Here is a 21,025-nt window from a genome sequence, read left to right on the forward strand (position 1 = left end):
CATGACTACGACTGCCCGGTAGAACCAAGGGGCCGCATCGAAGCGGCGGGCACGGGCGGCAGCGATGGGGACGCCGCCGATTCGAACGGGTGTGCTGGAACCTGATCGGATGCCGCGACACCGACCGGCACCGGCGTGTCAGCAAGAATTCGACGCACGATGTCGTCGATCACCGGGCCGCTGTCCTGGTGATGGTGACCCAACGCCCGGCTGGTGGGAACCAGCCGATGACCGAGAACAGCCACGGCGAGCGCATCGATATCGTCGGGCAGCACGTAATCCCGACCGTTCAACGCCGCCTGGGCTTTCGCGGCACGGATGAGTTGGAGCGTTGCTCTCGGGCTGGCACCGAGACGCAGGTCCCGATCGTCGCGGGTGGAGCGCACCAAATTAACCGCGTACTCCTTGACCGCCGCGGAGGCGAAAACTGCTCGTGCCGTGTGCATCATGTCGCGCAGGGTCTCCTCCGACACCACGGCCGAGATCAGAGCGAGCGGACTGTTGGTGTCGCGCGAATCGAGCATCGCGAGCTCCGAGTCGGAGTCGGGGTAGCCCATGGAGATGCGGGCCATGAACCGGTCCCGCTGCGCCTCCGGAAGGGCGTACGTTCCCTCCATCTCGATCGGGTTTTGAGTCGCGATAACGGTGAACGGCAGGGCCAGTGGGTAGGTTGTGCCGTCAACGGTGACCTGGCGTTCCTCCATTGATTCCAGCAGTGCCGACTGAGTTTTCGGACTCGCCCGGTTGATCTCATCACCGATGACGATGTTGGCGAAGACCGGGCCCGGTTTGAACTCGAACCGGCGTTCGGCCTGATTGAACACGGACACCCCGGTCACGTCGGAGGGCAGTAGGTCGGGGGTGAATTGAATTCGCCCGACCGTGCAGTCTACGGAGCGGGCGAGCGCCTTGGCCAGCATGGTCTTGCCCACACCGGGAACGTCCTCGATGAGCAGGTGCCCCTCGGCCAGTAGAACAGTCAGCGCGATCTGCACGGCCTCGTGCTTACCGTCAATGACCGTCTCGACGTTGTGCATGATCGCGCGCCCCGCATCGTGCAACTCGCGCAGGTTGCCGGCCGACACTCCCTGGGTCGGCGCGGAGGGGCGAGTCGGTTTGAGGTTCATACCCGCGACCGCTCCAGATACGCCGCAACAGCTCGCGGCACATACGGCGAGACGTCGCCGCCCAGGCCGGCCACTTGGCGTACCAGAGAGCTGGAGACATGGGCATTGGCCGGATCGGGCAGTAGAAAGACTGTCTCGACGGCGGCCAGATTGCGATTGACGATCGCCATCGGCGTCTCGTAGGCCACATCGACCTGTGAGCGGATGCCCTTGACCAACACGCTCGCACCGACGTCCATGCAGTAGTCCACGAGCAATCCCACGCTCCAGCTGGCGACCACGATATTGGTCGGCAGCCCGGCCTCTCTGATGGCCTGCTCCAGCAGTGATACGCGCTGATTGATCGGCAACAGCGCTGATTTGTCAGGGTTGTGCACCACGAGAACGTGAAGCTCGTCGAACAGGCCGGCCGCGCGATCGATCACGTCCAGGTGGCCCAGAGTGACGGGGTCAAATGATCCAGGGACAACGGCGATCCTGCGCATGGTCACACCCTACTGCCACACGCTGACGGAACGCTGCCCGATGTATCCGCTTTGCGTTGACATAATCAGCCTTTATTGAGCCAGGTGCGTTCGGAATCATTCAGGCGGCGCGCGATCGCATCACGCAGCGCCGGGTTGGTGCGGATGCCCGGATCCCCCGTGACCAGGTGGTAAGCCGCTTGTCGAGCTTCGGCGATCATGTCGCCGTCCACTGCCACCCGCAGAAAGCGCAGTTTCGAGCCGTCACCGGACTGCATATCACCGAGCACGTTGCCCTCCTTGCGCAGGGCGAGGTCGAGTTCAGCGAGCACGAAGCCATCGAGCGTTGCGGCGACATCACCGATACGCTGGCGGGCCGGGGACCCTGCGCGGGAGTTAGTTACCAGCAGGCACAGCCCTGGCACTCCACCACGCCCGACCCGGCCGCGCAACTGGTGCAGCTGGGAGACACCGAATCGGTCAGCGTCGAGCACGACCATGGCGGAGGCGTTAGGAACGTCGACACCGACCTCGATGACGGTGGTGGCAACGAGAATATCGATCTCACCGGCGGCAAAAGAGCGCATGATGCGGTCTTTCTCCTCGCTCGTCATGCGCCCGTGCAGTGCCTCGAGGCGGTATGGCGCCAGGGACGCGACTCCGCGCATTCCCTCCAAAACTTCTTCAACGTTGAACAGCGGACGCGGATCGTCTCCCGGCGGCGGCGCGATATCAGCCTCGTCTTCGACTTCTGCCGGAGAAATCGCCGGACATACGACAAAACCTTGACGTCCCAGGGCAAGTTCCTGCGCCAAACTCGCCCAGACGCGCCCGAATAGTGCCCCGTTCTCACCCATGGGAACGACAACACTGCGAATTCCCTGGCGCCCGGCCGGCAGCATGCGAATGGTGCTCACGTCGAGGTCGCCGAACACGGTCATAGCGATGGTGCGCGGAATCGGCGTTGCCGTCATGACAAGAACATGAGGAGGCTCCGCCCCCTTGAGGCGCAGTGTTTCGCGCTGGTCGACGCCGAACCGGTGCTGCTCATCGATCACGATCAGACCGAGGTCAAAAAAGGTCACGGTATCGCTGAGCAGGGCGTGCGTGCCGATCACAATGCGCGATTGGCCAGAGACCGTGCGCAGCAGGGCCTTGCGTTTCTGCGCCACCGGCAGTTTTCCGGTCAACAAGGTCGGCATCAGTTCGGCCGCGAGATTCGGGCCGAGCAGGGTCGTGATCGACCGCAGGTGTTGCCCGGCGAGCACCTCAGTCGGTGCCAGCAACGCGGTCTGGCCGCCGCTGTCCGCTACGGCGAGCATAGCCCGCAGGGCAACCACGGTCTTGCCCGAGCCGACCTCGCCCTGCAACAGCCGATTCATCGGGCCGGACCGGGCCATATCGGCGGCGATTTCGACCGCGCAAATTTCTTGATCGACCGTCAGCACGAAGGGTAGCGCTGCATCAAAGCGTTCGAGGTAGCCGCCGGGCGTTGGCACTCGGGGTTGGGTACGGCGTTCCCGCGCGAGACTGTGCCGCTGCATCAGGGCGCACTGCAGCACCCAGGCCTCGGTGAACCGCAGCGTGTCTTGCGCGGCCATCCACTGTTCTGGATTGTCAGGGCTATGAATCCAGCGGATGGCCTGGGTGTGATCGAGCAGGCTGTGTTCGACCTGCAGAGCCTCGGGAACAGGGTCGGGCAGGGTGCCGAGGCGCCGGAGCACCTGGTCGATCATCGTCTGCAGGTTCCAACTGGTCTCGGCGGCCGTAGCGGCATAAATCGGGATGAGCGGCTTGTGCTTCAACCGCAGGGCCGGGTCGTCGCGCGCCTCTTCTTCTTCACTTTCAAAGGTCTTGTACGACGGGTTGGCCAGTTGGCTCTGCCCCTGATACATGCGCACCTTGCCGGAGAAACTGCCGCGCAGGCCGGGTCGCAGCTGGTCAAGACGCCACTGCTGGCTGTTCTTGCCAAAGAATGTGAGGGTGAACTGACCTCCCCCGTCGGAGATGACCACCTCCACGATCGTGCCCGGCCGGGATGACATGCGCTTTTCGTGCGCCGAGATGATGTCAGCGATGACCGTGATGTTGGCGCCGGGAGTGAGCTGGTTCAGGGGCCGGAGTACTTCGCGGTCGGCGTAGTCACGCGGGTAATGGCTGAGCAGATCGTTGACGGTCTGAAATCCGAAGGCTTTCCCGAGCGCTGTCGCCTGGGCTGGGCTGAGGGCCTTCTTCAACGGGGTGTCGAGTGTCAGCGGCTCGAGTTGGGGTGACGGAAGCGCAACGCCATCGAATCCGGGGCCACTGGCAGCGCTCGAACCGGTCATGCCCTCATCGTAAACCGGGCCACTGACATGGTGTTGTGACTGAGCCACCACAACCAACATCTCCGTCGCAAGTTTTCGGCGCGGGGCGTTCTTTGCGGGGCGGCTAGGCTCGGGAGAGTCATGACGCGAATTATTACCGGGTTTGCCGGCTCTCTCTCCCTGGCTGTTCCCAAGTCGGGGACACGTCCGACCAGTGATCGGGTGCGCGAGGCCATCTTTTCGGCGCTCGACTCACGGGATGCTCTGCACGAAATGCGAGTGTTGGATCTGTATGCGGGATCGGGAGCTTTGGGGCTTGAGGCCGCCAGTCGCGGTGCCCGTGTCGTGACGCTCGTCGAGAACAGCTACGGCGCGGCGGCCATGTGTCGCAGGAACGCCGAGGCCGTGCGACGGTCAGCGCCGAAGGGCACTGACCTGAAAATTGCCGTCTCCGCCCAGGCGGTTCAGTCGTTCCTGGCCGCTACCAAAGAGGGCTTCGACGTAGTGTTCATCGACCCGCCCTACGACCTGAGCGAGATTGAACTGGGGCACAATTTGAGTGCGCTGGCTCCCCTGCTGGCCACCGACGCGCTCGTGGTGCTCGAGCGCAGCTCCCGCTCGCCCGAGCCAAATTGGGGCGCGGGGCTCGCACTCGACCGTCGCAAGGACTACGGCGACACGACCGTCTGGTATGCCGCTTCCACCCTGCAGCCGACGCCGTAGCACCAACGGCAGGACATCACCGGTCGTGCAGCAGCCGGTTCAGTCAGCCGGCCGCACCGTCCCAGCCTCGGTATGGGTCCCAGCCGCCCTGGTCGTGTGGAACACCGTCGACGGTGATGGCGCCCCAATTCGAAGCGGATACCGCGACGACCATGCCAAGGCGGCGAAAGTCGGGCGGCAGAACACGGTCGGGTGCAAAGGTGGCCAGAAGTCCGTGGTCCTCCCCGCCTCCGAGGGCGACCTCGATCCGCTCCCCCAGACAGCTGGATTCGAAGTCGATACCCACACCGCTGGCCCGCGCGATGCGTCCGGCATCGATGGCAAGTCCGTCGGAGACGTCAAGCATGGCCGTGGCTCCGCCGAGCGCTGCAATCGGGCCGCTTGCAATCGGCGGTACGGGGGTGAGCTGGGCGGCCACTTCGGTGGGATGCGTGAGTTTGAGTGCGTTGGCCCTGGCCAGGTCGGGTACTCCGTTGCAATCAACGCCCAGACGGAACAACAGTTCGAGGCCGATTCCAGCGTCGCCCAGCCGGCCAGAGAGCGCCACTATGTCTCCCGGCCGCGCTCCCGAGCGAAGCACGGGAGCGCGGCCCTCGAGGTCACCGAAGGCCGTCACAACCAGGGTGAGGGCGTCTGACGCTGACAGGTCGCCGCCGACCACCCCGCAGCCGGGGGCAAGAGCCTCGCAGCAATCGCGCAGCCCGTCAGCAAGACCCTCAAGCACCGAAACGGGCGTCGACGGCGGAGCGGCGATTGCCACGACCAAAGCTGTCGGGCGAGCGCCCATCGCGGCCACGTCGGAAAGATTGGTGGCGGCAGCCTTCCAGCCAAGATCGTGCGGGGAGGACCACGCGAGGCGAAAATCGGGTCCCTGAATCATCATGTCGGTCGTCACCACGAGCCGCCCATCAGGCGCTGAGATGACCGCCGCATCGTCGCCCGGGCCGAGAAGTTGGGCCGAGGCTGTCGGTAGACGGGGAAAGATGCGCGCCAGCACTGCGCCCTCGCTGAGGTCGGCGAGAGTTTCAGTGGCGGCGGAGTGCGGAGGTGGAAGCGGGGCATCCGCAGCAGTGGTCATGTTAGAAACGGTAGCCTGAATACGATGTCTCATCCATTCCTGCTCCTGCGCACCGCTCCCCTTCGTTTCGTCGCCTCCGCCGCCGCGGTGCTGGCGACCTCACTGGTGCTGGTCGGCTGCGCCGCTGCCGTCCCCCTGACCCCGGCCGCCGACGCCACCAATGTGGCCTGCGCCGACGTGATCGTGCACCTGCCGTCCACCGTCGCCGATCAGGCATCCCGGGAGACGAACGCCCAGGCGACAGGCGCCTGGGGTGACCCTGCCGCTGTGTTGCTGCACTGTGGTGTTCCAGTACCGGCGCCCACGACGCTGCCCTGCCTGAATATCAACGGCATCGACTGGATCGAAGATGACACCGCCGCTCCGACCTACCGCTATACAACCTACGGACGCGACCCGGCCATCGAAATCGTGATCGACTCCGAAGCGGTGAGCGGCTCGACGGCGCTCGTCGACGTCGCCAATGCGGTCGCGTATGTGCCGGCGACCCGCTCCTGTGTCGGCGCCGAAGACGTGCAGCTGCCCACACCAGGGGCCACGACCGCCCCCGTGATCCCCTAGTTCACGAGGCCGCTAGTGACCTGCCGGTGATGCGCGAGATCCTGCGGCAGGCCGTTCAGGAACCGTGGCGGGCGTGGGCGATGGCCACAGAGATGAGTTCGTCGACCAGCTCCGGGTAGGTGTAGCCGCTGGCCAGCCAGCAGGTGGGAAACATCGAGATGCTCGTGAACCCGGGCATGGTGTTGATCTCGTTGATCACCCAGCCGGTCTCCGTCAGGAAGAAGTCAACCCGAGCCAGACCAGCTGCCCCGATCGCCTCGAAAGCGGCAATGGCCAGCCGCTGTACCTCAGCCAGTTCTGCCGCTGATAGCGGCGCGGGGCAGACCAGCTCGACTCCCGGAGCATTCAGGTACTTCGCGGCAAAGTCGTAGAAGTCACGGCCCGTCACGACGACCTCGCCGGCCACGGAGGCGCGGGTGGGTTCCCCCGGGCGTCCCTGCAGCACGGCAATCTCGAGTTCACGTCCGACGAGCCCGGATTCAACGAGTACCTTGTTGTCTTCGGCGAGACCGACCGTCATAGCCTCGGTCAGCTGGTCCGACGTCGCTACCCGACTGACGCCGACGCTCGATCCGGCCCGGGCCGGTTTCACGAAGACCGGCAAGCCGAGGTGTTCGAGGGCAGCGTAACCCCTGGCAGGATCCCGCGCCCAGTCATGCGCTGTCAGGGTGCGCCACGGCGCCACCGGCAGGGCGCCTTGCTGAAAGACCGTCTTGGCAAAGTGCTTGTCCATCCCCAGAGCGGATGCAAGAACTCCTGACCCGACATACGGAAGGTCGAGCAGGTCGAGCATGCCCTGAATGGTGCCGTCCTCGCCGAACGGTCCATGCAAAATTGGGAATATAAGGTCGACAGAGCCGAGCGAACGCTCACCGGAGGCGTCGACAACGGTCAGTTCCCGGCTCAATGCGCTCTGCGGCCAGCGCACCCGGGTGCCATTGTCGGCGACAACGGGCAATGCCTGCGCGTTGAGGGCGAACTTGGCTGGGTCGTTGTCTTCGAGTACGTACGCGCCGTCCCGGGTGATTCCGACCGGGATGACGGTGTAACGCTCAGGGTCGAGGGCTGCCAGCACTCCCCCCGCCGTGGCGCAGCTGATCGAGTGTTCGCTGGAACGCCCTCCAAAGAGAAGCACCACCGTGAGCTTGTGCATCGTCAAGTGTCCTTTCGCCCTGCGGTTCGCCGGAGTCAGTCGTGAGGTGCGGCGCAATGTCGCGGGGATTGAGTGTGCCGTCGAGCACCTGGCGAACCTGTTCGACAATCGGCATCTCGACGCCCTTGGCACGGGCCAGTTCGAGAACCGGCTTCACCGAAGCGAGGCCTTCGGTAGTCTGCTGCATTTGTTTGACGACGTCGTTGATGCTGTAGCCTTGGCCGAGCAACCGCCCGGCCGTATTGTTGCGAGACAACGGCGACTGGCAGGTGGCGATGAGGTCGCCGAGACCGGCCAGCCCGGCCAATGTCTCGGGTTGAGCGCCGTAGGCGACCGCGAAGTCGGTCATTTCGACCAGGCCACGGGTGATGATCGAGGCTTTGGTGTTCTCGCCGTAGCCGACACCGTCGACGATGCCGATGGCGACCGCGATCAGGTTCTTCAGCACCCCACCGAACTCGGTGCCGATGACGTCGGTGTTGACGTAGGAGCGAAAATAGCGATTGGTAGCCAGTTTGGCCACGGCCTGCGCCGTTTCGAGGCTCACCGAGGAGACGACAGCGCCGGTGGGCTGTTCCTTGGCGATTTCAAGCGCGAGGTTCGGACCGCTGATCGCGGCAATGCGATCGGGGTCGATGCGCAGCGTTTCCTCGATCACCGAGCTCATGCGCATGCCGCTGGAGCGTTCGACACCCTTCATGAGCGAGATCACTATCGCGTTCGCAACCAGGTACGGCTCGACCTGCTTGAGGTTTTCGCGCAGCGACTGGCTCGGAACCGAGACGAAAACCATTTCGGCGCCAGCCAGGGCGAGGTCGAGACGGCTCGTGGCGCGCAGGCCCACCGGCAGGTTCACCCCCGGCAAATAATCACTGTTGCGGCGGGCCTCGGAGATTTCCCGGGCTAGTTCGGGGCGGCGAGCCCACAGAACGACGTCGGCACCGCCATCCGTGAGAATTTTGGCGAAAGTCGTTCCCCAACTGCCCGCGCCGAGAACGGCCACCCGGGTGCCTGGCTGAATCGTCGGCAACTGGGAGGTTCTAGGCTTCAAAACGACCGGTCTCTCTCTGGTTGTGGTCTGCCGGGTTCCACCGCTTGGCCGGGGCTTTCTCGCCGCGCAGATCTTCCAGCAGCGCGGTAATGGCCAGCATCACGACTGCAGTTGCCTCGTTGAGCGTCGCCGTGTCGAGGCTCCGCCCGCGAAACTGGGAGAGGTCGATCGGGTCGCCGATTTTCACGGTGATGGTCTTACGTGGAAACAGGCTGATTTTCTTGGAATATCGTTCCATCAGGTGCTGGGCACCCCAGTGGGCGGCCGGCACGATGGGAATCCCCTGCTCAAGCGCGATGCGAACGGCTCCGGTCTTGCCTCGCATCGGCCACAAGTCAGGGTCACGAGTCAGTGACCCCTCCGGATACACCACGACGATCTGACCCTTCTCGGCCAGACGCTGGGCGGCCTTGACCGGTTCGCTGCCGCGCACCGAACCGCCGCGCTGCACCGGAATCTGCCCGGACCTGCGCAGCACAGCACCGAAGACGGGAATTTCAAAAACAGATGCTTTCGCCAGGAATCGAGGCAGCCGCCCCAACTTCCACGCTACGACTCCCATGACCACGGGGTCGATCTCGCTGTAGTGGTTGGGTGAGAGCACAAACGCGCCACTGCGCGGAAACTTGTGAGCGTCGATGATCTCATACCGGGCGGCGAGGTTCATCACCGGCAGGATCAGCCCGGCGAGAATCCAGAACGCGCTGGGCCTGCTCTTCTCCGACCGAATTCGAGACGGCGGTACGGATGACCCGGAAGCTATGGGCACGTCGTTATTTTCAGGCACGCGCCTATTATCCTTCGAGATCGAAGTCCGCCCCCAAAAGCCGCAGCTTGCCGATGAAGTTCTCATACCCGCGGCTGATGATTCCCACATTACTGACCGTTGATGTGCCCTCGGCCGAAAGCGCCGCGATCAGGTGGCTGAAACCGCCGCGCAGGTCGGGCACGACGATGTCGGCGCCGTGCAGCTTCGTCGGACCGGTGATGACGGCCGAGTGATTGAAATTACGCTGGCCGAACCGGCACGTGTGCCCACCGAGGCATTCCTTATGAATTTGAATTGTCGCGCCCATTTCGACGAGCGCATCGACGAAGCCGAACCGCTGCTCGTATACTGTTTCGTGCACGATCGACGTTCCGTGTGCCTTGGTCAGCGCGATGACGAGCGGTTGCTGCCAGTCCGTCATGAAGCCGGGGTGGACGCCCGTTTCGATGATGACGGGCTTGAGGTCGCCACCGGGGTGATAGAAGCGGATCCCGTCGTCGCAGATGTCGAAGGCGCCACCGACCTTGCGGAAGACGTTGAGGAACGTGATCATCTCAGCCTGCCGGGCGCCACCAACGAAGATGTCTCCATCCGTGGCGAGTGCTGCGGCAGCCCAGCTGGCAGCCTCGTTGCGGTCGAACAGGGCGCGGTGGTTATAGCCCGCCAGGCGTTCGACGCCCTCGATGCGGATCACCCGATCAGTATCGACCGTGATGATGGCGCCCATCTTCTGCAAAATATTGATGAGATCCATGATTTCAGGCTCGATTGCCGCGCCCTTGAGCTCGGTGAGACCTTCGGCCCTCACCGCGGTGAGCAGCACCTGCTCGGTGGCACCCACGCTCGGGTACGGCAGTTCAAGCTTGGCGCCCTTGAGACCGTTCGGCGCCGACATACGGATGCCGTTGGGCTGCTTTTCGACGACAGCACCAAACTTGCGCAGCACCTCGAGGTGAAAGTCGATCGGCCGGTCGCCGATGCGGCAGCCGCCGAGGTCGGGAATGAAGGCTTCGCCGAGCCGGTGCAACAGCGGACCGCAGAACAGAATCGGGATGCGCGAGGAACCCGCGTGGGCGTCGATCGCGGCGAAGTGCGCGCTTTCCACGTTTGCCGGGTCAAGCACGAGGGTTCCGGGCTCATCACCCTCGGTCACATTGACGCCGTGCACCTCAAGCAGGCCGCGAACGATCCGAACATCACTGATGTTCGGAACGTCCTTGAGAACGCTGGGAGTTTCACCGAGCAGGGCGGCGACCATGGCCTTGGTGACGAGGTTCTTCGCCCCCTTCACGTCGACGCGACCGACCAGCGGGATACCGCCGCGGATGGTGATTTTGTCGGCGGTGAGACCAACGGATGCCCCGTGGTTCTGAGCACTCCCCCGCCCGTTCGCGTCGTCGTGCTGCCTGGCGTCGATCAGATTTTTCGCCTCTTGATCACGCCGGGCTTCGCTGAGAGTGCTCACAAAATACCTGTCCTAATGCAAATTGGTGCAATACAAACTACTGCAAATTGACGCGGGCCGAACCTGCGGAGAGCGCCGGAAGAGTACGCGGCAACCACGACTCTCGCGTCCCCTCAAATTCCTTGATCCGCGCTTCGTCACGCAGGGTCAGCCCGATGTCATCGAGACCTTCGAGCAGCCGCCATCTAGTGTAATCGTCGATTTCGAAATTCACGGTCAGATCCCCGACACGCACTGTTTTACTCACCAGATCCACGGTCAACTCCACCCCGGGAGCGCACTCGACCAGGTTCCACAGGGTTTCGGCATCCGCTTCGCTGATCTGGCCGGCGAGCAAGCCCTGCTTGCCGGAGTTTCCGCGAAAGATGTCGCCGAATCGGGGGCTCAGGACCACGTCGAAGCCGTAGTCCCGCAGCGCCCAGACGGCGTGTTCGCGCGATGAGCCAATTCCGAAGTCGGCCCCGGCGATAAGCACGCGACCGCCCTGGTATTCCTTCTTATTGATGACGAAGTCGGGGTCGAGACGCCACGCCGCGAATAATGCGTCTTCAAAACCGGTGCGCGTGACTCGCTTGAGATACACGGCTGGAATGATCTGGTCGGTATCGACATTGGAACGGCGCAGCGGCACCGCGATTCCGGTGACGGTGGTGAATTTCTGCATGGTTACTGGTCTCCAGCCTGGTCGAGATCCCACGGGCTACTGAGCGTGCCGCGAATGGCCGTGGCGGCAGCGACGAGCGGCGACACCAGGTGGGTGCGCCCTCCCTTTCCCTGTCGTCCTTCAAAGTTGCGGTTACTGGTCGACGCGCAGCGTTCGCCGGGCTCAAGCTGGTCTGGGTTCATGCCGAGGCACATCGAACACCCGGCGAAGCGCCATTCGGCACCGAAGTCGAGGAAGATCTGGTCGAGCCCCTCGGCTTCGGCCTCGATGCGTACCCGGGCAGAACCGGGGACGACCATCATGCGCAGTCCTTCGGCCTTGGTTTTGCCCTTGATGATTTCTGCGGCGGCGCGCAGGTCTTCGACCCGGCTATTGGTGCAGGAGCCGAGAAAAACGGTATCGACCCGGATCTCCTTCATCGGGGTACCGGCCGCGAGATCCATGTATTCCAGAGCCCGCTCAGCCGCCGAGCGCTCGTTGGCGTCGACGATTTCGGCGGGATTCGGCACAGATCCACTCAGGGACACGCCTTGGCCGGGATTGGTACCCCAGGTGACGAACGGTTCGAGATCGTTCGCATCGATGATGACCTCGGCGTCATAGGTTGCGCCCTCGTCGGTGGCCAGGGTCTCCCAGTAGGCCACGGCAGCGTCCCAGTCGGCACCGCGGGGCGCGTGGGCACGCCCGTCAAGATAGTCATAGGTGACCTGATCGGGGGCGACCATACCGGCGCGGGCGCCAGCCTCGATCGACATGTTGCAGATAGTCATGCGCCCCTCCATGGAGAGGGCTCGAATGGCCTCACCACGGTATTCGAGCACGTAACCGGTCCCCCCGCCGGTGCCGATCCTGGCAATCACGGCCAGGATGATGTCTTTTGCGGTGACCCCGGTGCGCAACGTGCCGTTGACCGTGATGGCCATGGTCTTGAAGGGGTTCAACGGCAGAGTCTGGGTGGCCATGACATGCTCGACCTCGCTCGTGCCGATACCAAGCGCCATGGCACCGAAGGCACCGTGGGTGGAGGTGTGCGAGTCGCCGCACACCACGGTGATTCCCGGTTGGGTCAGGCCGAGCTGCGGGCCGACAACGTGCACGATGCCCTGTTCGATGTCACCGAGCGAGTGCAGACGCACACCGTATTCGGCGCAGTTGCGGCGCAGAGTCTCGATCTGCGTGCGGCTGGTGAGGTCCGCGATCGGCTTGTCGATGGCGAGCGTTGGCGTGTTGTGGTCCTCGGTCGCGATAGTCAGATCGGGCCGACGCAGCATTCGATTGGACAGGCGCAGGCCGTCGAAGGCCTGCGGGCTGGTGACCTCGTGCAGCAGGTGCAGGTCGATATAGATCAGGTCTGGCGTGCCATCCTCACCCTTGGTGACGAGGTGCTTGTCCCAAACCTTCTCGGCCAGGGTACGAAGGCCGGTGCCGGAGTGTTTTTTCGAAGTGGATATTACGTTGGTCATTTTGAGCGTCTTCCTCACGAATCGATGGCAGCCACGCTGAACGCCGCGACGAGGGAGGCCTCAGGACAGGGACTCGTCGCGGCACAGAAGAAGTCGGCTCAGCACCATGGCTTCAGGGTAACACCTCGCCTAGCCGCTCAGCTCGCGAACACTTGCGCGACCGGTCAGTCGAACGTTGATTCCACGTAGACGACGCTGACGTTATCGCGTCCGCCGTGCTCGATGGCTTCGTCAACGAGAATGTCAGCGACGCTGCGCCCCGCGGCATCCAGGCCAATGTCCATGGCCAAGACCTCCGCGATCGCCGCATCATCAAGTTCTTTGGTCAGCCCGTCGGAGCAGATCAAAAAGGATTGCCGTCCGAGGGCCGGCAGCAGCCAGACGTCGGCATCGACAAACTCGTCGGCGCCGATCGCCCGGGTGATGACGTTGCGCTCGGGGTGTTTCTCGGCGTCGTCGACCGAAATCAGGCCAGCGTCGACCATCTCCTGCACTGCGGAGTGGTCGATGGACAACTGGGCCAAAACACCGTCGGTCCAGGTGTAGACGCGGGAATCGCCGACGTTGAAGGCCATCCAGTGGTAGCCGACGTCATCGCCGGCGTCGACGAAGGCGATGCCGGCGAGGGTGGTGCCCGACACTGCAGTGCCGTAGTCATCGGCCGCGCTTAGATCGCGTACGGCGTCATTCGACGAGTGGATGGCGTCGAGGATGCGTTCCGGCGTCGAGGGCGAATCGCGGGCGATGTGCTCGTCGAACACCCGAAGTACGGTCTGGCTGGCGACCTCACCCCGGGCGTGGCCGCCCATACCGTCAGCCACGAGGAATACTGGGGACTGCGCGAACACGCTGTCCTCGTTGACCTTGCGCACGCTGCCGACATCGGTGCGCTCGCTGAAAGAGAAACGGGCGACAGCACTGGAAAGCTCGATCATGCTCTGCCGGTGCTCAGTCATGAGAGCTCCCCGTTCGCCGTCGCCCGGTCTCCATCAGTCATTCGTTGGCGTTTACCGAAATCTCTTCGACCAGCGTGTGGCCACGCTTTTTGGCATCGTGACCAGCCTTGATCAGGCTCGCCACGGTGGCCACGGCCATACTGCCGATAATCACGCCGAGCGAGGTCCAGGTGCCGATCTCGGGCGCCCACAAGATGGGATCGCCATTATTGATGAAGAAGACCTCGTTGGTGTGCATCGCGTGCAGCACGAGCTTGACGCCGATGAAGCCGAGGATGACGGCGATGCCGTACTTGAGGTATTCGAGACGTTCGAGTAGTCCGCCGAGGAGAAAGTACAGCTGGCGGAGGCCCATAAGGGCGAAGATATTGGCCGTGAACACGATGAACGGGCTCGTCGTGATGCCGAAGATCGCTGGAATGGAATCGAGGGCGAAGATGAGATCGGTGGTGCCGATCGCGATGAACACGATCAGCATCGGCGTGAAGATCTTCTTGCCGTCGACCAGCGTGCGAACCTTGGAGCCGTCGAATTCTGATGAGATACGAATGCGGCGGCGGAGCAGACGAATGACGCCGTTCTCTTTTTCTTCCGTTTCTGATTCCGAGGAGAACGCTTGCTTCACGGCGGTGTAAAACAGGAACGCGCCGAAGATGTAGAAGATCCAGGCATAGCTTTCGATCAGCTGGGCGCCGAGCAGAATGAAGATTCCGCGCAGTACGAGAGCGATGATGATTCCCACCATCAGCACTTCCTGCTGGTATTTTCGCGGCACGGAGAATCGGGCCATGATGATGACAAAAACAAACAGGTTATCGATCGACAGGCTGTACTCGGTCAGCCAACCGGCGAGAAATTGACCGGCATGTTCAGCGTCACCGAGAACCAGCATCAAGAGCGCGAAAATGAGCGCGAGCCCAACGTAGAACGCGACCCAGAGGCCAGCCTCGCGCATGCTCGGAACGTGCGGGCGCTTGTAGACGATGAGAAGGTCAGCGACCAGAATAAGGGTCAAAACGACCAATGATCCAGCTTCGAACCAGAGAGGGAGGGCGAGTTCCACGGGGGCCTTTCAAGAAAATAACGGGAATCGGGGATGGCAGAACCCGAAAGTCTCTCCCGCACCGAAAACGCCCAAACGGAGCCAATCGATACCACCGCGACCGGGGCCCCACCAGTGCGGCCCGTATTGACGATCGCGATATAGAACCCGATCGGGCCCAGAGGGATACTCCCCTTCGCTCGCAAAATTCTATCAGTGCGGCGGCCCCGCGCGTGCACGGTCGAAGAGGCTCGGGTGCGCAGACTACTTACGGACTGATGTGACGGCCCGCATTTCGAGTGCGCAATCGCAGGACCAGCAGGAGTACACCGATCAGGAACAGCAAGAGTGCAGCGCCGCCGACCGGTATCGTTTCAATCCCCGTGCGGGCGAGTTCGATGGTTTGCTGGGCGACGACTGCGGCCCTGACGGTACCGGTGCCCGAGTTGACGACCGTAATGGTCTCCGACGATAGCTGCGCGGTCGAGGACGATACGCCGATCATCACAACATGGTGCAGGCCGGACGCTGTTGACTCGGGAACGGTGACACTCGTTACGATAGAGCCGTTCTGGTCGGCTGTAACGGTGGACAGCAACACGGGTAAGGAGTGCATCCAGACCTGGACGGACTCTCCGGGATCGAAATCGGCGCCGGTGACAACGAGTGATTCAAATGCACCCTCCGTAACGGTTTGCGCGAGAGTTGTGTTGGCCGGCGGCGTCGTGGCCACGATGAAACTCTGCCTCGCCGATCGCGCATTGCCGTACGCGTCTTCGGCGGTGACGACGACCACGACGATGCCGTCGTCGAGCGGACCGGGCTCGACAGTCCAGATGCCCCCGACCTGGACCGTTGCGCTCAGTACCTGCCCCGCCACAGTGACCGACAGGATCGCGCCGGGCGGGGCATCCGTCGTTCCCGACAGTGTCGGCGTGGTGTTGCGCGTGCGACCCGTGGGCGCCACGGTCACGGCCACAACGGGAGCAGTCGTGTCGATCGTGAAGATTTGGGCCGAATAAGCGGTGATGTTCGTCGCGAGGTCCACGACGGTCACCGCTACGGTGTATTCACCGTCAGTGGAGATGTCGGCCGAGGTGACGGACCACGTACCGGCCGCCGTCACGGTCGTCGTGAGAATCTGGCCGTCGATCATCACTGTCACTGTCGATCCAACAGTGGCAGTCGATGTGCCGACGAAGGTCGGTGCGGGATTGTTGGATGCAGCCGCGCCCCCACCGGTGACCGCCACGTCGGGCGCCACGACCACCCGATAGGTCTGGGTTGCCGTGCCGGTGTTGCCGGCCACATCCTGCACTGAAGCGGTAATGGTGTGAGCTCCGTCAGTGAGGTCCGCAGCCGTCACCGACCACACACCGCTTCCATCAACGCTGGCAGTCAATGTCTGGCCGGCAACGGTCACACTGACCAACGTGCCGACAAGCGCATCCGTCGTGCCCGAAATAGTCGGCGTCCTGTCGCCGGTGATCACCGCTGCACCTCCCCCAATAACCACGGATGGCGCTTGAGAGTCGAGCGTCAACGCCAAGTTTGCAGTAGTCCTATTACCCGCCATATCCCTAACCGAAGCGGTAATGGTGTGAGCGCCGTCAGTGAGGTCCGCAGCCGTCACCGACCAGACACCATCAACGACAGTCGCCAACAAAGACTGACCCGCCACTATGATCGTCACACCGGTGCCATCGTGCGCATCCGACATCCCCGAAATAGTCGGCGTGCGATCGCGGACAGTCACCGTCGAACCGCCTGCGATGACAAGCGACGGCGCCGTCGCATCCAGCGTGATGGTCTGATGTGCCGTTCCAGCGACACCAGCAACAGTGATAGTAACGACGACCGAATAGGCCCCATCAGCTCCAAGGTCGCGCAGATCCACCGACCAGGCACCCGCCATCACCGTTGATGAGACCGTAGTGCCGCCGACCACGACTGCTACGTTGACGCCGTCTTCCGCGTCAGTAGTGCCGGAAATCGTCGGCGTTGTGTCGTTGGTGAGAAGCGTGTCCCCACCTGTAATCATTACGATCGGGACGCCCACGTCGTTGGTCGAAAAGGATTTGCTGATGCGGATGTGGCCGACAATAATGGCGGTGATGGTCCAGGTATAACTGTCCGAGTCGGTGCGCCTGCCGGCCAAAGTTCCGGCGACGGGATCCAAGTTAATCCCGGGCGGTAATCGGCCCGCTGTCAAGGCCCAGGCCACGTCCTCAGCGCCGACCGGTTCACCGTCCGAGGACACGACCGTGAGACCGTCCTTGTATTCCACCCCGTCGGCCATGGTACCGAGGGTCTGATCAGACCAGTCCGTCGTTGCAGTGCCCGACGGGGCATCGTTGATGATGCGTGCGGCCGCGCTGAGGGTGATCGCTGTTCCCGTCGTGAGCAGCTGGCCGTGCAGTGTCGAGCCTGCCGAGAGAGTGCCGGCGGTGCCGCCGATGACCCGACCACTGAAGTCGGCATCGGCCCCAATGGTGAACGCCGCCCCGATGAACCAGTAGACGTTGCCGGCCTGCGCATCGTTGGCTAAAACCACCCGGGCATTCGCCGCGGTGTCGAAGGCCCCGTGCGGCACCATGATAAAGATGGCGTCGGGGTCGTTCTGCGCGTCGAGAGTGACCGTGCCCGTTAGCGTGACATTGCTGTCGGCTGTGTGGATCCCCGGCCGAAGGGTCTTACCGGCCAACTCTCCCGAAAGAATGTAATCTCCGGTCGCGGCCAGTGCCGCAGTGTGCGCGGCGGTGAGATCGGCCTGTGCTCGCTGCGCCGCAGCATTGTTCAAATTGATTGCGCCCACACCGACGAGCGTCCCGGTATTGGTGTAGACACCGGTCGGACTGGATACCCCCAGGTCGGCCCCAAAGGTGCCTTCGACCTTCCCTGCATCGCTGATCGTTACAGCCGAATTGCCCAGCACGACATACGAGTTTGCAAACCCAAGGTTGGGGCGCGCGGTGACTGCATTAGCCGCCGTGACGCCACTGACGAGCAACGATGCGGTCAAGGCGACCACACCGACGGCGCCGGACCATCTCACTGCGATCGCTGTCCGTGGCGGTCGGGCGGAGTGTCGGGGACCACGAACCGGTGGCATGCCGATCAGTGAAATGCGGAGCGTCATAGTGCGTGCTTTCGTCAAAGTACGCCAGCCTTCGTGGGGATATCCCGGAGGGCAATGAGTCAGCGAACTGCCATGTCTTTAGCTTGACGTAATTACACACATTTACTCTGCTCTGGAATCACCCAATAAGGGGGAAGAACACGAGTTCATGCACGCCCCGCCATCTAGCCTCGCCCCGTCGGCGGCAAGCGCACGGCCCGCAGTCAGCCTTAGGCGCTGGTGCGCTCCAGACGGCGACGCACGATCAGAATCAGCGCGCCCCGACCAACAGGAGGACGGCAGCCCCGCCGATTGGAGCAAGGTTTGGGTGGTCACCGTACCGACCACGTCATCGCCGATGGTTACCGGCCGAAGGCACGACGCTCAGGTTGTTGCGACAGAAGCTGTCGTTCGTCTTCGGAGTCTCACCTGGTGTCCCACGGCACCGATCTATAATTGGCGGTTATGACTATGCCCCGGGTTCGATGACGGCCACCGACTACATCAACTGGTCTGACGTTGGTCGACCGGTCACCGCCCTGTGGAGATCAGCTAACGGCGCACCGGCCCCGAAACGAGTCGAGCCGGTCGACGACACGATCACAGCGGATGCGGCCTACCGGCTAGCCTCGCAGGGCGTCGCAATGCTCTGGACAGGAGACTTTCAGAACGCCCGCCAAATTCTGACAGCCCTGGAGCACCGCACCAGGCCTCGCCCGGATCACAGCGAGCGCAGCACCGCCGACCTGTTCTACCGCTATCGGCAGAACCGTTCGCACCGGGCCCGGATTCTCGGACTGCTTCTCGTTCCGCTCGCTGTCGGCAACACGATCGGGCTGCGCCGCGCGCCGGACGTTCACGCTGCCACGGTCGCCGCCTACGGCAGCATCACCGAGGCATCCGTTGTGTCGCTGCACGAGGTGCTCGGCACGATCGGCGCCCATCAGTGGCGAACCACAGGCATTCCCGTTGCCGCGTTAAATGCCAATATCTATCCGCATTACGGCACATTCTTCCCGGTGCGCAGCGAGTACGTCGATCTCGTGGCGAGCGCTCCCCTGGCCGCGCCACAGCTTGCCTTCGATATCGGTACCGGCACCGGGGTGCTCGCAGCAGTACTCGCAACCCGGGGCGTGCCGCGTGTGGTCGCGACCGATCTCGAACCGCGTGCGGTCGCATCCGCTCGAGAAACGGTATCGCTTCTCAAACTCGATGGGCGGGTTGAGGTTCAGCTGACCGATCTGTTTCCGGAGGGGAAGGCTGATCTCATTGTCTGCAATCCACCGTGGATTCCGGCGACCGCACACTCGCTGCTCGATGCGGCCGTCTACGACCCTGGATCTCGCATGCTCAAGGGATTTCTGGCCGGCGTGCTCGACCATCTGGAGCCGCACGGTGAGGTCTGGTTGGTCCTGTCCGATTTCGCTGAGCTGGTGGGGCTGCGCTCCCGCGGCGACCTTCTGAACCTGATCGATGCGGCCGGCCTGCGCGTGATCGGTGCACTCGAAGCGCCCGCCAGACACGCGAGAGCGACCGACACGAACGACCCGCTGCACGCGGTGCGAGCGAACGAGGTCACCTCTCTCTGGCGCCTCTGCGCCAGCTAATCCCCGCGCTGGGCACTAATCGAGGTCGGGCTCCAACGGAATCAGCGGTCATCCGGCAGGGTACAGACGTGTCCGTCCGCATCGATGGGCATGCCGCACAAGGCACAAATAGGTCGACCAGCCCCCACGATCTCCCGGGTGCGCATCGCAAAAGCTTGGGCGGTGCCCACCGGGATACGCACGAGCAGCGTTTCCGTCGAATCCAGGCTGACCGCGTCGAAGTCATCCTCGTCGGCGACCTCACTGTCTATCAGCGGAAAAGCCTCGATCACGATCTGCGCACTGCGCGGATCCCAGCCGAGGGTCATCGTGCCGGTGCGGAACTGCTCATCAAACGGCTGCTCCAGGGGGTCGTTGTCGACCAGTTCGATAGGTGTTGCCGTCGGCACACTGAACGGGTTGCCGTCGTGCGTCATGAGCTGCTCGAGCATTTCGTCGATCTTCTCCGCGAGCAGAGCGGATTGTTGTTTTTCCAGGGCAATGCTGACAATTTGAGCGCCGCTACGCACCTGTAGGTAAAACGTGCGTGATCCGGGCACGCCGACGGTGCCGATGACAACGCGATCCGGCCAGTCGAATTCGTGAACGATTATGGGCATGTGAGCATTTTATGAGCGCACGGCTTGTGGCGCAGCGTGGCCGGACCCACCGCCCACCGGCGCGTCGGCCCCCAGAGCACTCGAGCGCAGCCAGGACAGGTCTCCGGAATCGGTATTGGTGGCAAACACGTTCGGACGATGGGGCCCGTAGCGCACGATCGACGCCGAGGCCGGACCGACAGAAATGCGCTGAAACAAGTCCAGGTGCATGCCGAGCGCGTCGGCCAGAATCGATTTGATGATGTCGCCGTGGCTGACCGCCACCCACACGGCGTCCGGCCCGAATTCCGCCTCGATCCGTGCGTCGTGGCGCCGGATGGCGGCGACCGACCGGGCTTGCATGGTCGCCATCGATTCTCCGCCGGGAAAGATGACGGCTGACGGTTGCGCCTGCACGACCGGCCACAGTTTCTCCAAGGCAAGCTCGCTGAGCGATCGGCCCTGCCACTGCCCGTAATCGCACTCCGTGATGTCCGCATCCTCGGTCGTCGCCGGGGATCCCGCCTGATGCTGCAGAATCAGGGCCGAGGTCTGCTGGCAGCGTTCCAGCGGGCTCGAGACTAAACCGACCAGTGGAACGGCAGCGAGCCGCTTTCCGGTGCGAGCGGCTTGGTCACGCCCCACTTGGTCGAGCCCGACCCCGGGAGTTCGTCCGGCCAACATACCGGTGGCATTTGCTGTGGTGCGACCGTGCCGCACAAGAATGACTGTGGCCATGCCTACGAGCCTATACAGGAGCACTGACGCCGTGAACCAGAAAAGCCCGGCACCTGTGAAGAGTGGGCGACCGGGCAATGGTGACCCCAGCGGGATTCGAACCCGCGTTACCGCCGTGAGAGGGCGATGTCCTAGGCCGCTAAACGATGGGGCCGTTTTTGC

Annotated in this window: 18 protein-coding genes and 1 tRNA gene; 3 read left to right on the top strand and 16 right to left on the bottom strand. The window is 63.3% G+C overall.

Going from position 1 to position 21,025, the window contains the following annotated elements; translation table 11 throughout:
• Positions 1-5 precede the first annotated feature (5 nt).
• From CXY72_RS06830 to CXY72_RS06840, 3 genes are all read right to left on the bottom strand, one after another.
• Positions 6-1,127, bottom strand: coding sequence for a MoxR family ATPase (locus CXY72_RS06830; protein ID WP_104126941.1), 1,122 nt, complete (start codon positions 1,125-1,127; stop codon positions 6-8).
• Positions 1,124-1,612 (bottom strand): pantetheine-phosphate adenylyltransferase, encoded by a 489-nt coding sequence (coaD, locus tag CXY72_RS06835; protein WP_104126976.1) that lies wholly within the window; start codon positions 1,610-1,612, stop codon positions 1,124-1,126. Before coaD ends, CXY72_RS06830 begins: the two co-directional genes overlap by 4 nt.
• 65 nt (positions 1,613-1,677) lie before the next feature.
• Complete coding sequence (locus CXY72_RS06840; RefSeq protein ID WP_104126942.1) at positions 1,678-3,918, bottom strand: ATP-dependent DNA helicase RecG; 2,241 nt, start codon at positions 3,916-3,918, stop codon at positions 1,678-1,680.
• Positions 3,919-4,038: 120 nt separating this feature from the next.
• Between CXY72_RS06840 and rsmD the strand changes: the two genes are divergently transcribed.
• On the top strand, positions 4,039-4,620 hold the full coding sequence (gene rsmD / locus CXY72_RS06845) for a 16S rRNA (guanine(966)-N(2))-methyltransferase RsmD (RefSeq protein WP_104126943.1): 582 nt from the start codon (positions 4,039-4,041) through the stop codon (positions 4,618-4,620).
• Between the two features lie 43 nt (positions 4,621-4,663).
• Here rsmD and thiL read toward each other — a convergent pair whose 3' ends face one another.
• Positions 4,664-5,698: a thiamine-phosphate kinase gene (gene thiL / locus CXY72_RS06850; RefSeq protein WP_104126944.1), complete on the bottom strand. Its 1,035-nt coding sequence runs from the start codon at positions 5,696-5,698 to the stop codon at positions 4,664-4,666.
• Positions 5,699-5,722: 24 nt separating this feature from the next.
• Between thiL and CXY72_RS06855 the strand changes: the two genes are divergently transcribed.
• Complete coding sequence (locus CXY72_RS06855) at positions 5,723-6,259, top strand: DUF3515 family protein (protein WP_104126945.1); 537 nt, start codon at positions 5,723-5,725, stop codon at positions 6,257-6,259.
• Positions 6,260-6,314: 55 nt separating this feature from the next.
• On the opposite strand, the gene CXY72_RS06860 is transcribed toward CXY72_RS06855, so the two are convergent.
• The 9 genes from CXY72_RS06860 to CXY72_RS06900 form a co-directional block, all read right to left on the bottom strand.
• Complete coding sequence (locus tag CXY72_RS06860; RefSeq protein ID WP_104126946.1) at positions 6,315-7,412, bottom strand: D-alanine--D-alanine ligase family protein; 1,098 nt, start codon at positions 7,410-7,412, stop codon at positions 6,315-6,317.
• Positions 7,312-8,442, bottom strand: a complete 1,131-nt coding sequence (locus tag CXY72_RS06865) for an NAD(P)H-dependent glycerol-3-phosphate dehydrogenase (RefSeq protein ID WP_233197687.1) — start codon at positions 8,440-8,442, stop codon at positions 7,312-7,314. The genes CXY72_RS06860 and CXY72_RS06865 overlap by 101 nt, the downstream gene beginning before the upstream one ends.
• A 10-nt stretch (positions 8,443-8,452) precedes the next feature.
• Positions 8,453-9,250, bottom strand: a complete 798-nt coding sequence (locus CXY72_RS06870; protein ID WP_233197688.1) for a 1-acyl-sn-glycerol-3-phosphate acyltransferase — start codon at positions 9,248-9,250, stop codon at positions 8,453-8,455.
• A gap of 7 nt (positions 9,251-9,257) precedes the next feature.
• Positions 9,258-10,565 (bottom strand): UDP-N-acetylglucosamine 1-carboxyvinyltransferase, encoded by a 1,308-nt coding sequence (gene murA, locus CXY72_RS06875; protein WP_233197693.1) that lies wholly within the window; start codon positions 10,563-10,565, stop codon positions 9,258-9,260.
• A gap of 169 nt (positions 10,566-10,734) precedes the next feature.
• Positions 10,735-11,361, bottom strand: a complete 627-nt coding sequence (gene leuD, locus CXY72_RS06880; protein ID WP_104126949.1) for a 3-isopropylmalate dehydratase small subunit — start codon at positions 11,359-11,361, stop codon at positions 10,735-10,737.
• A 2-nt stretch (positions 11,362-11,363) separates the two neighbouring features.
• Entirely contained in the window at positions 11,364-12,824 is a 1,461-nt protein-coding gene (leuC, locus tag CXY72_RS06885; RefSeq protein ID WP_104126950.1) for a 3-isopropylmalate dehydratase large subunit, read from the bottom strand.
• Between the two features lie 164 nt (positions 12,825-12,988).
• On the bottom strand, positions 12,989-13,780 hold the full coding sequence (locus CXY72_RS06890; RefSeq protein ID WP_233197689.1) for a PP2C family serine/threonine-protein phosphatase: 792 nt from the start codon (positions 13,778-13,780) through the stop codon (positions 12,989-12,991).
• 37 nt (positions 13,781-13,817) lie between these two features.
• Positions 13,818-14,843: a TerC/Alx family metal homeostasis membrane protein gene (locus CXY72_RS06895; RefSeq protein ID WP_104126951.1), complete on the bottom strand. Its 1,026-nt coding sequence runs from the start codon at positions 14,841-14,843 to the stop codon at positions 13,818-13,820.
• A gap of 247 nt (positions 14,844-15,090) precedes the next feature.
• On the bottom strand, positions 15,091-17,877 hold the full coding sequence (locus tag CXY72_RS06900; protein ID WP_158252509.1) for an Ig-like domain-containing protein: 2,787 nt from the start codon (positions 17,875-17,877) through the stop codon (positions 15,091-15,093).
• A gap of 548 nt (positions 17,878-18,425) precedes the next feature.
• Between CXY72_RS06900 and CXY72_RS06905 the strand changes: the two genes are divergently transcribed.
• Complete coding sequence (locus CXY72_RS06905) at positions 18,426-19,547, top strand: class I SAM-dependent methyltransferase (protein ID WP_104126953.1); 1,122 nt, start codon at positions 18,426-18,428, stop codon at positions 19,545-19,547.
• Between the two features lie 41 nt (positions 19,548-19,588).
• Here CXY72_RS06905 and CXY72_RS06910 read toward each other — a convergent pair whose 3' ends face one another.
• The 3 genes from CXY72_RS06910 to CXY72_RS06920 all read right to left on the bottom strand — a co-directional run bounded on the left by CXY72_RS06910 (position 19,589) and on the right by CXY72_RS06920 (position 21,017).
• Positions 19,589-20,146 carry a DUF3090 domain-containing protein gene (locus CXY72_RS06910; RefSeq protein ID WP_104126954.1) on the bottom strand — a complete coding sequence of 186 codons (558 nt, stop codon included), beginning with the start codon at positions 20,144-20,146 and terminating at the stop codon, positions 19,589-19,591.
• 9 nt (positions 20,147-20,155) lie between these two features.
• On the bottom strand, positions 20,156-20,863 hold the full coding sequence (locus tag CXY72_RS06915; protein ID WP_104126955.1) for a histidine phosphatase family protein: 708 nt from the start codon (positions 20,861-20,863) through the stop codon (positions 20,156-20,158).
• Between the two features lie 78 nt (positions 20,864-20,941).
• Positions 20,942-21,017: transfer RNA gene (locus tag CXY72_RS06920), tRNA-Glu, on the bottom strand.
• Positions 21,018-21,025 lie beyond the last annotated feature (8 nt).

It is taken from the genome of Cryobacterium sp. Y57, from assembly GCF_002929505.1.
Lineage (GTDB): Bacteria > Actinomycetota > Actinomycetes > Actinomycetales > Microbacteriaceae > Cryobacterium.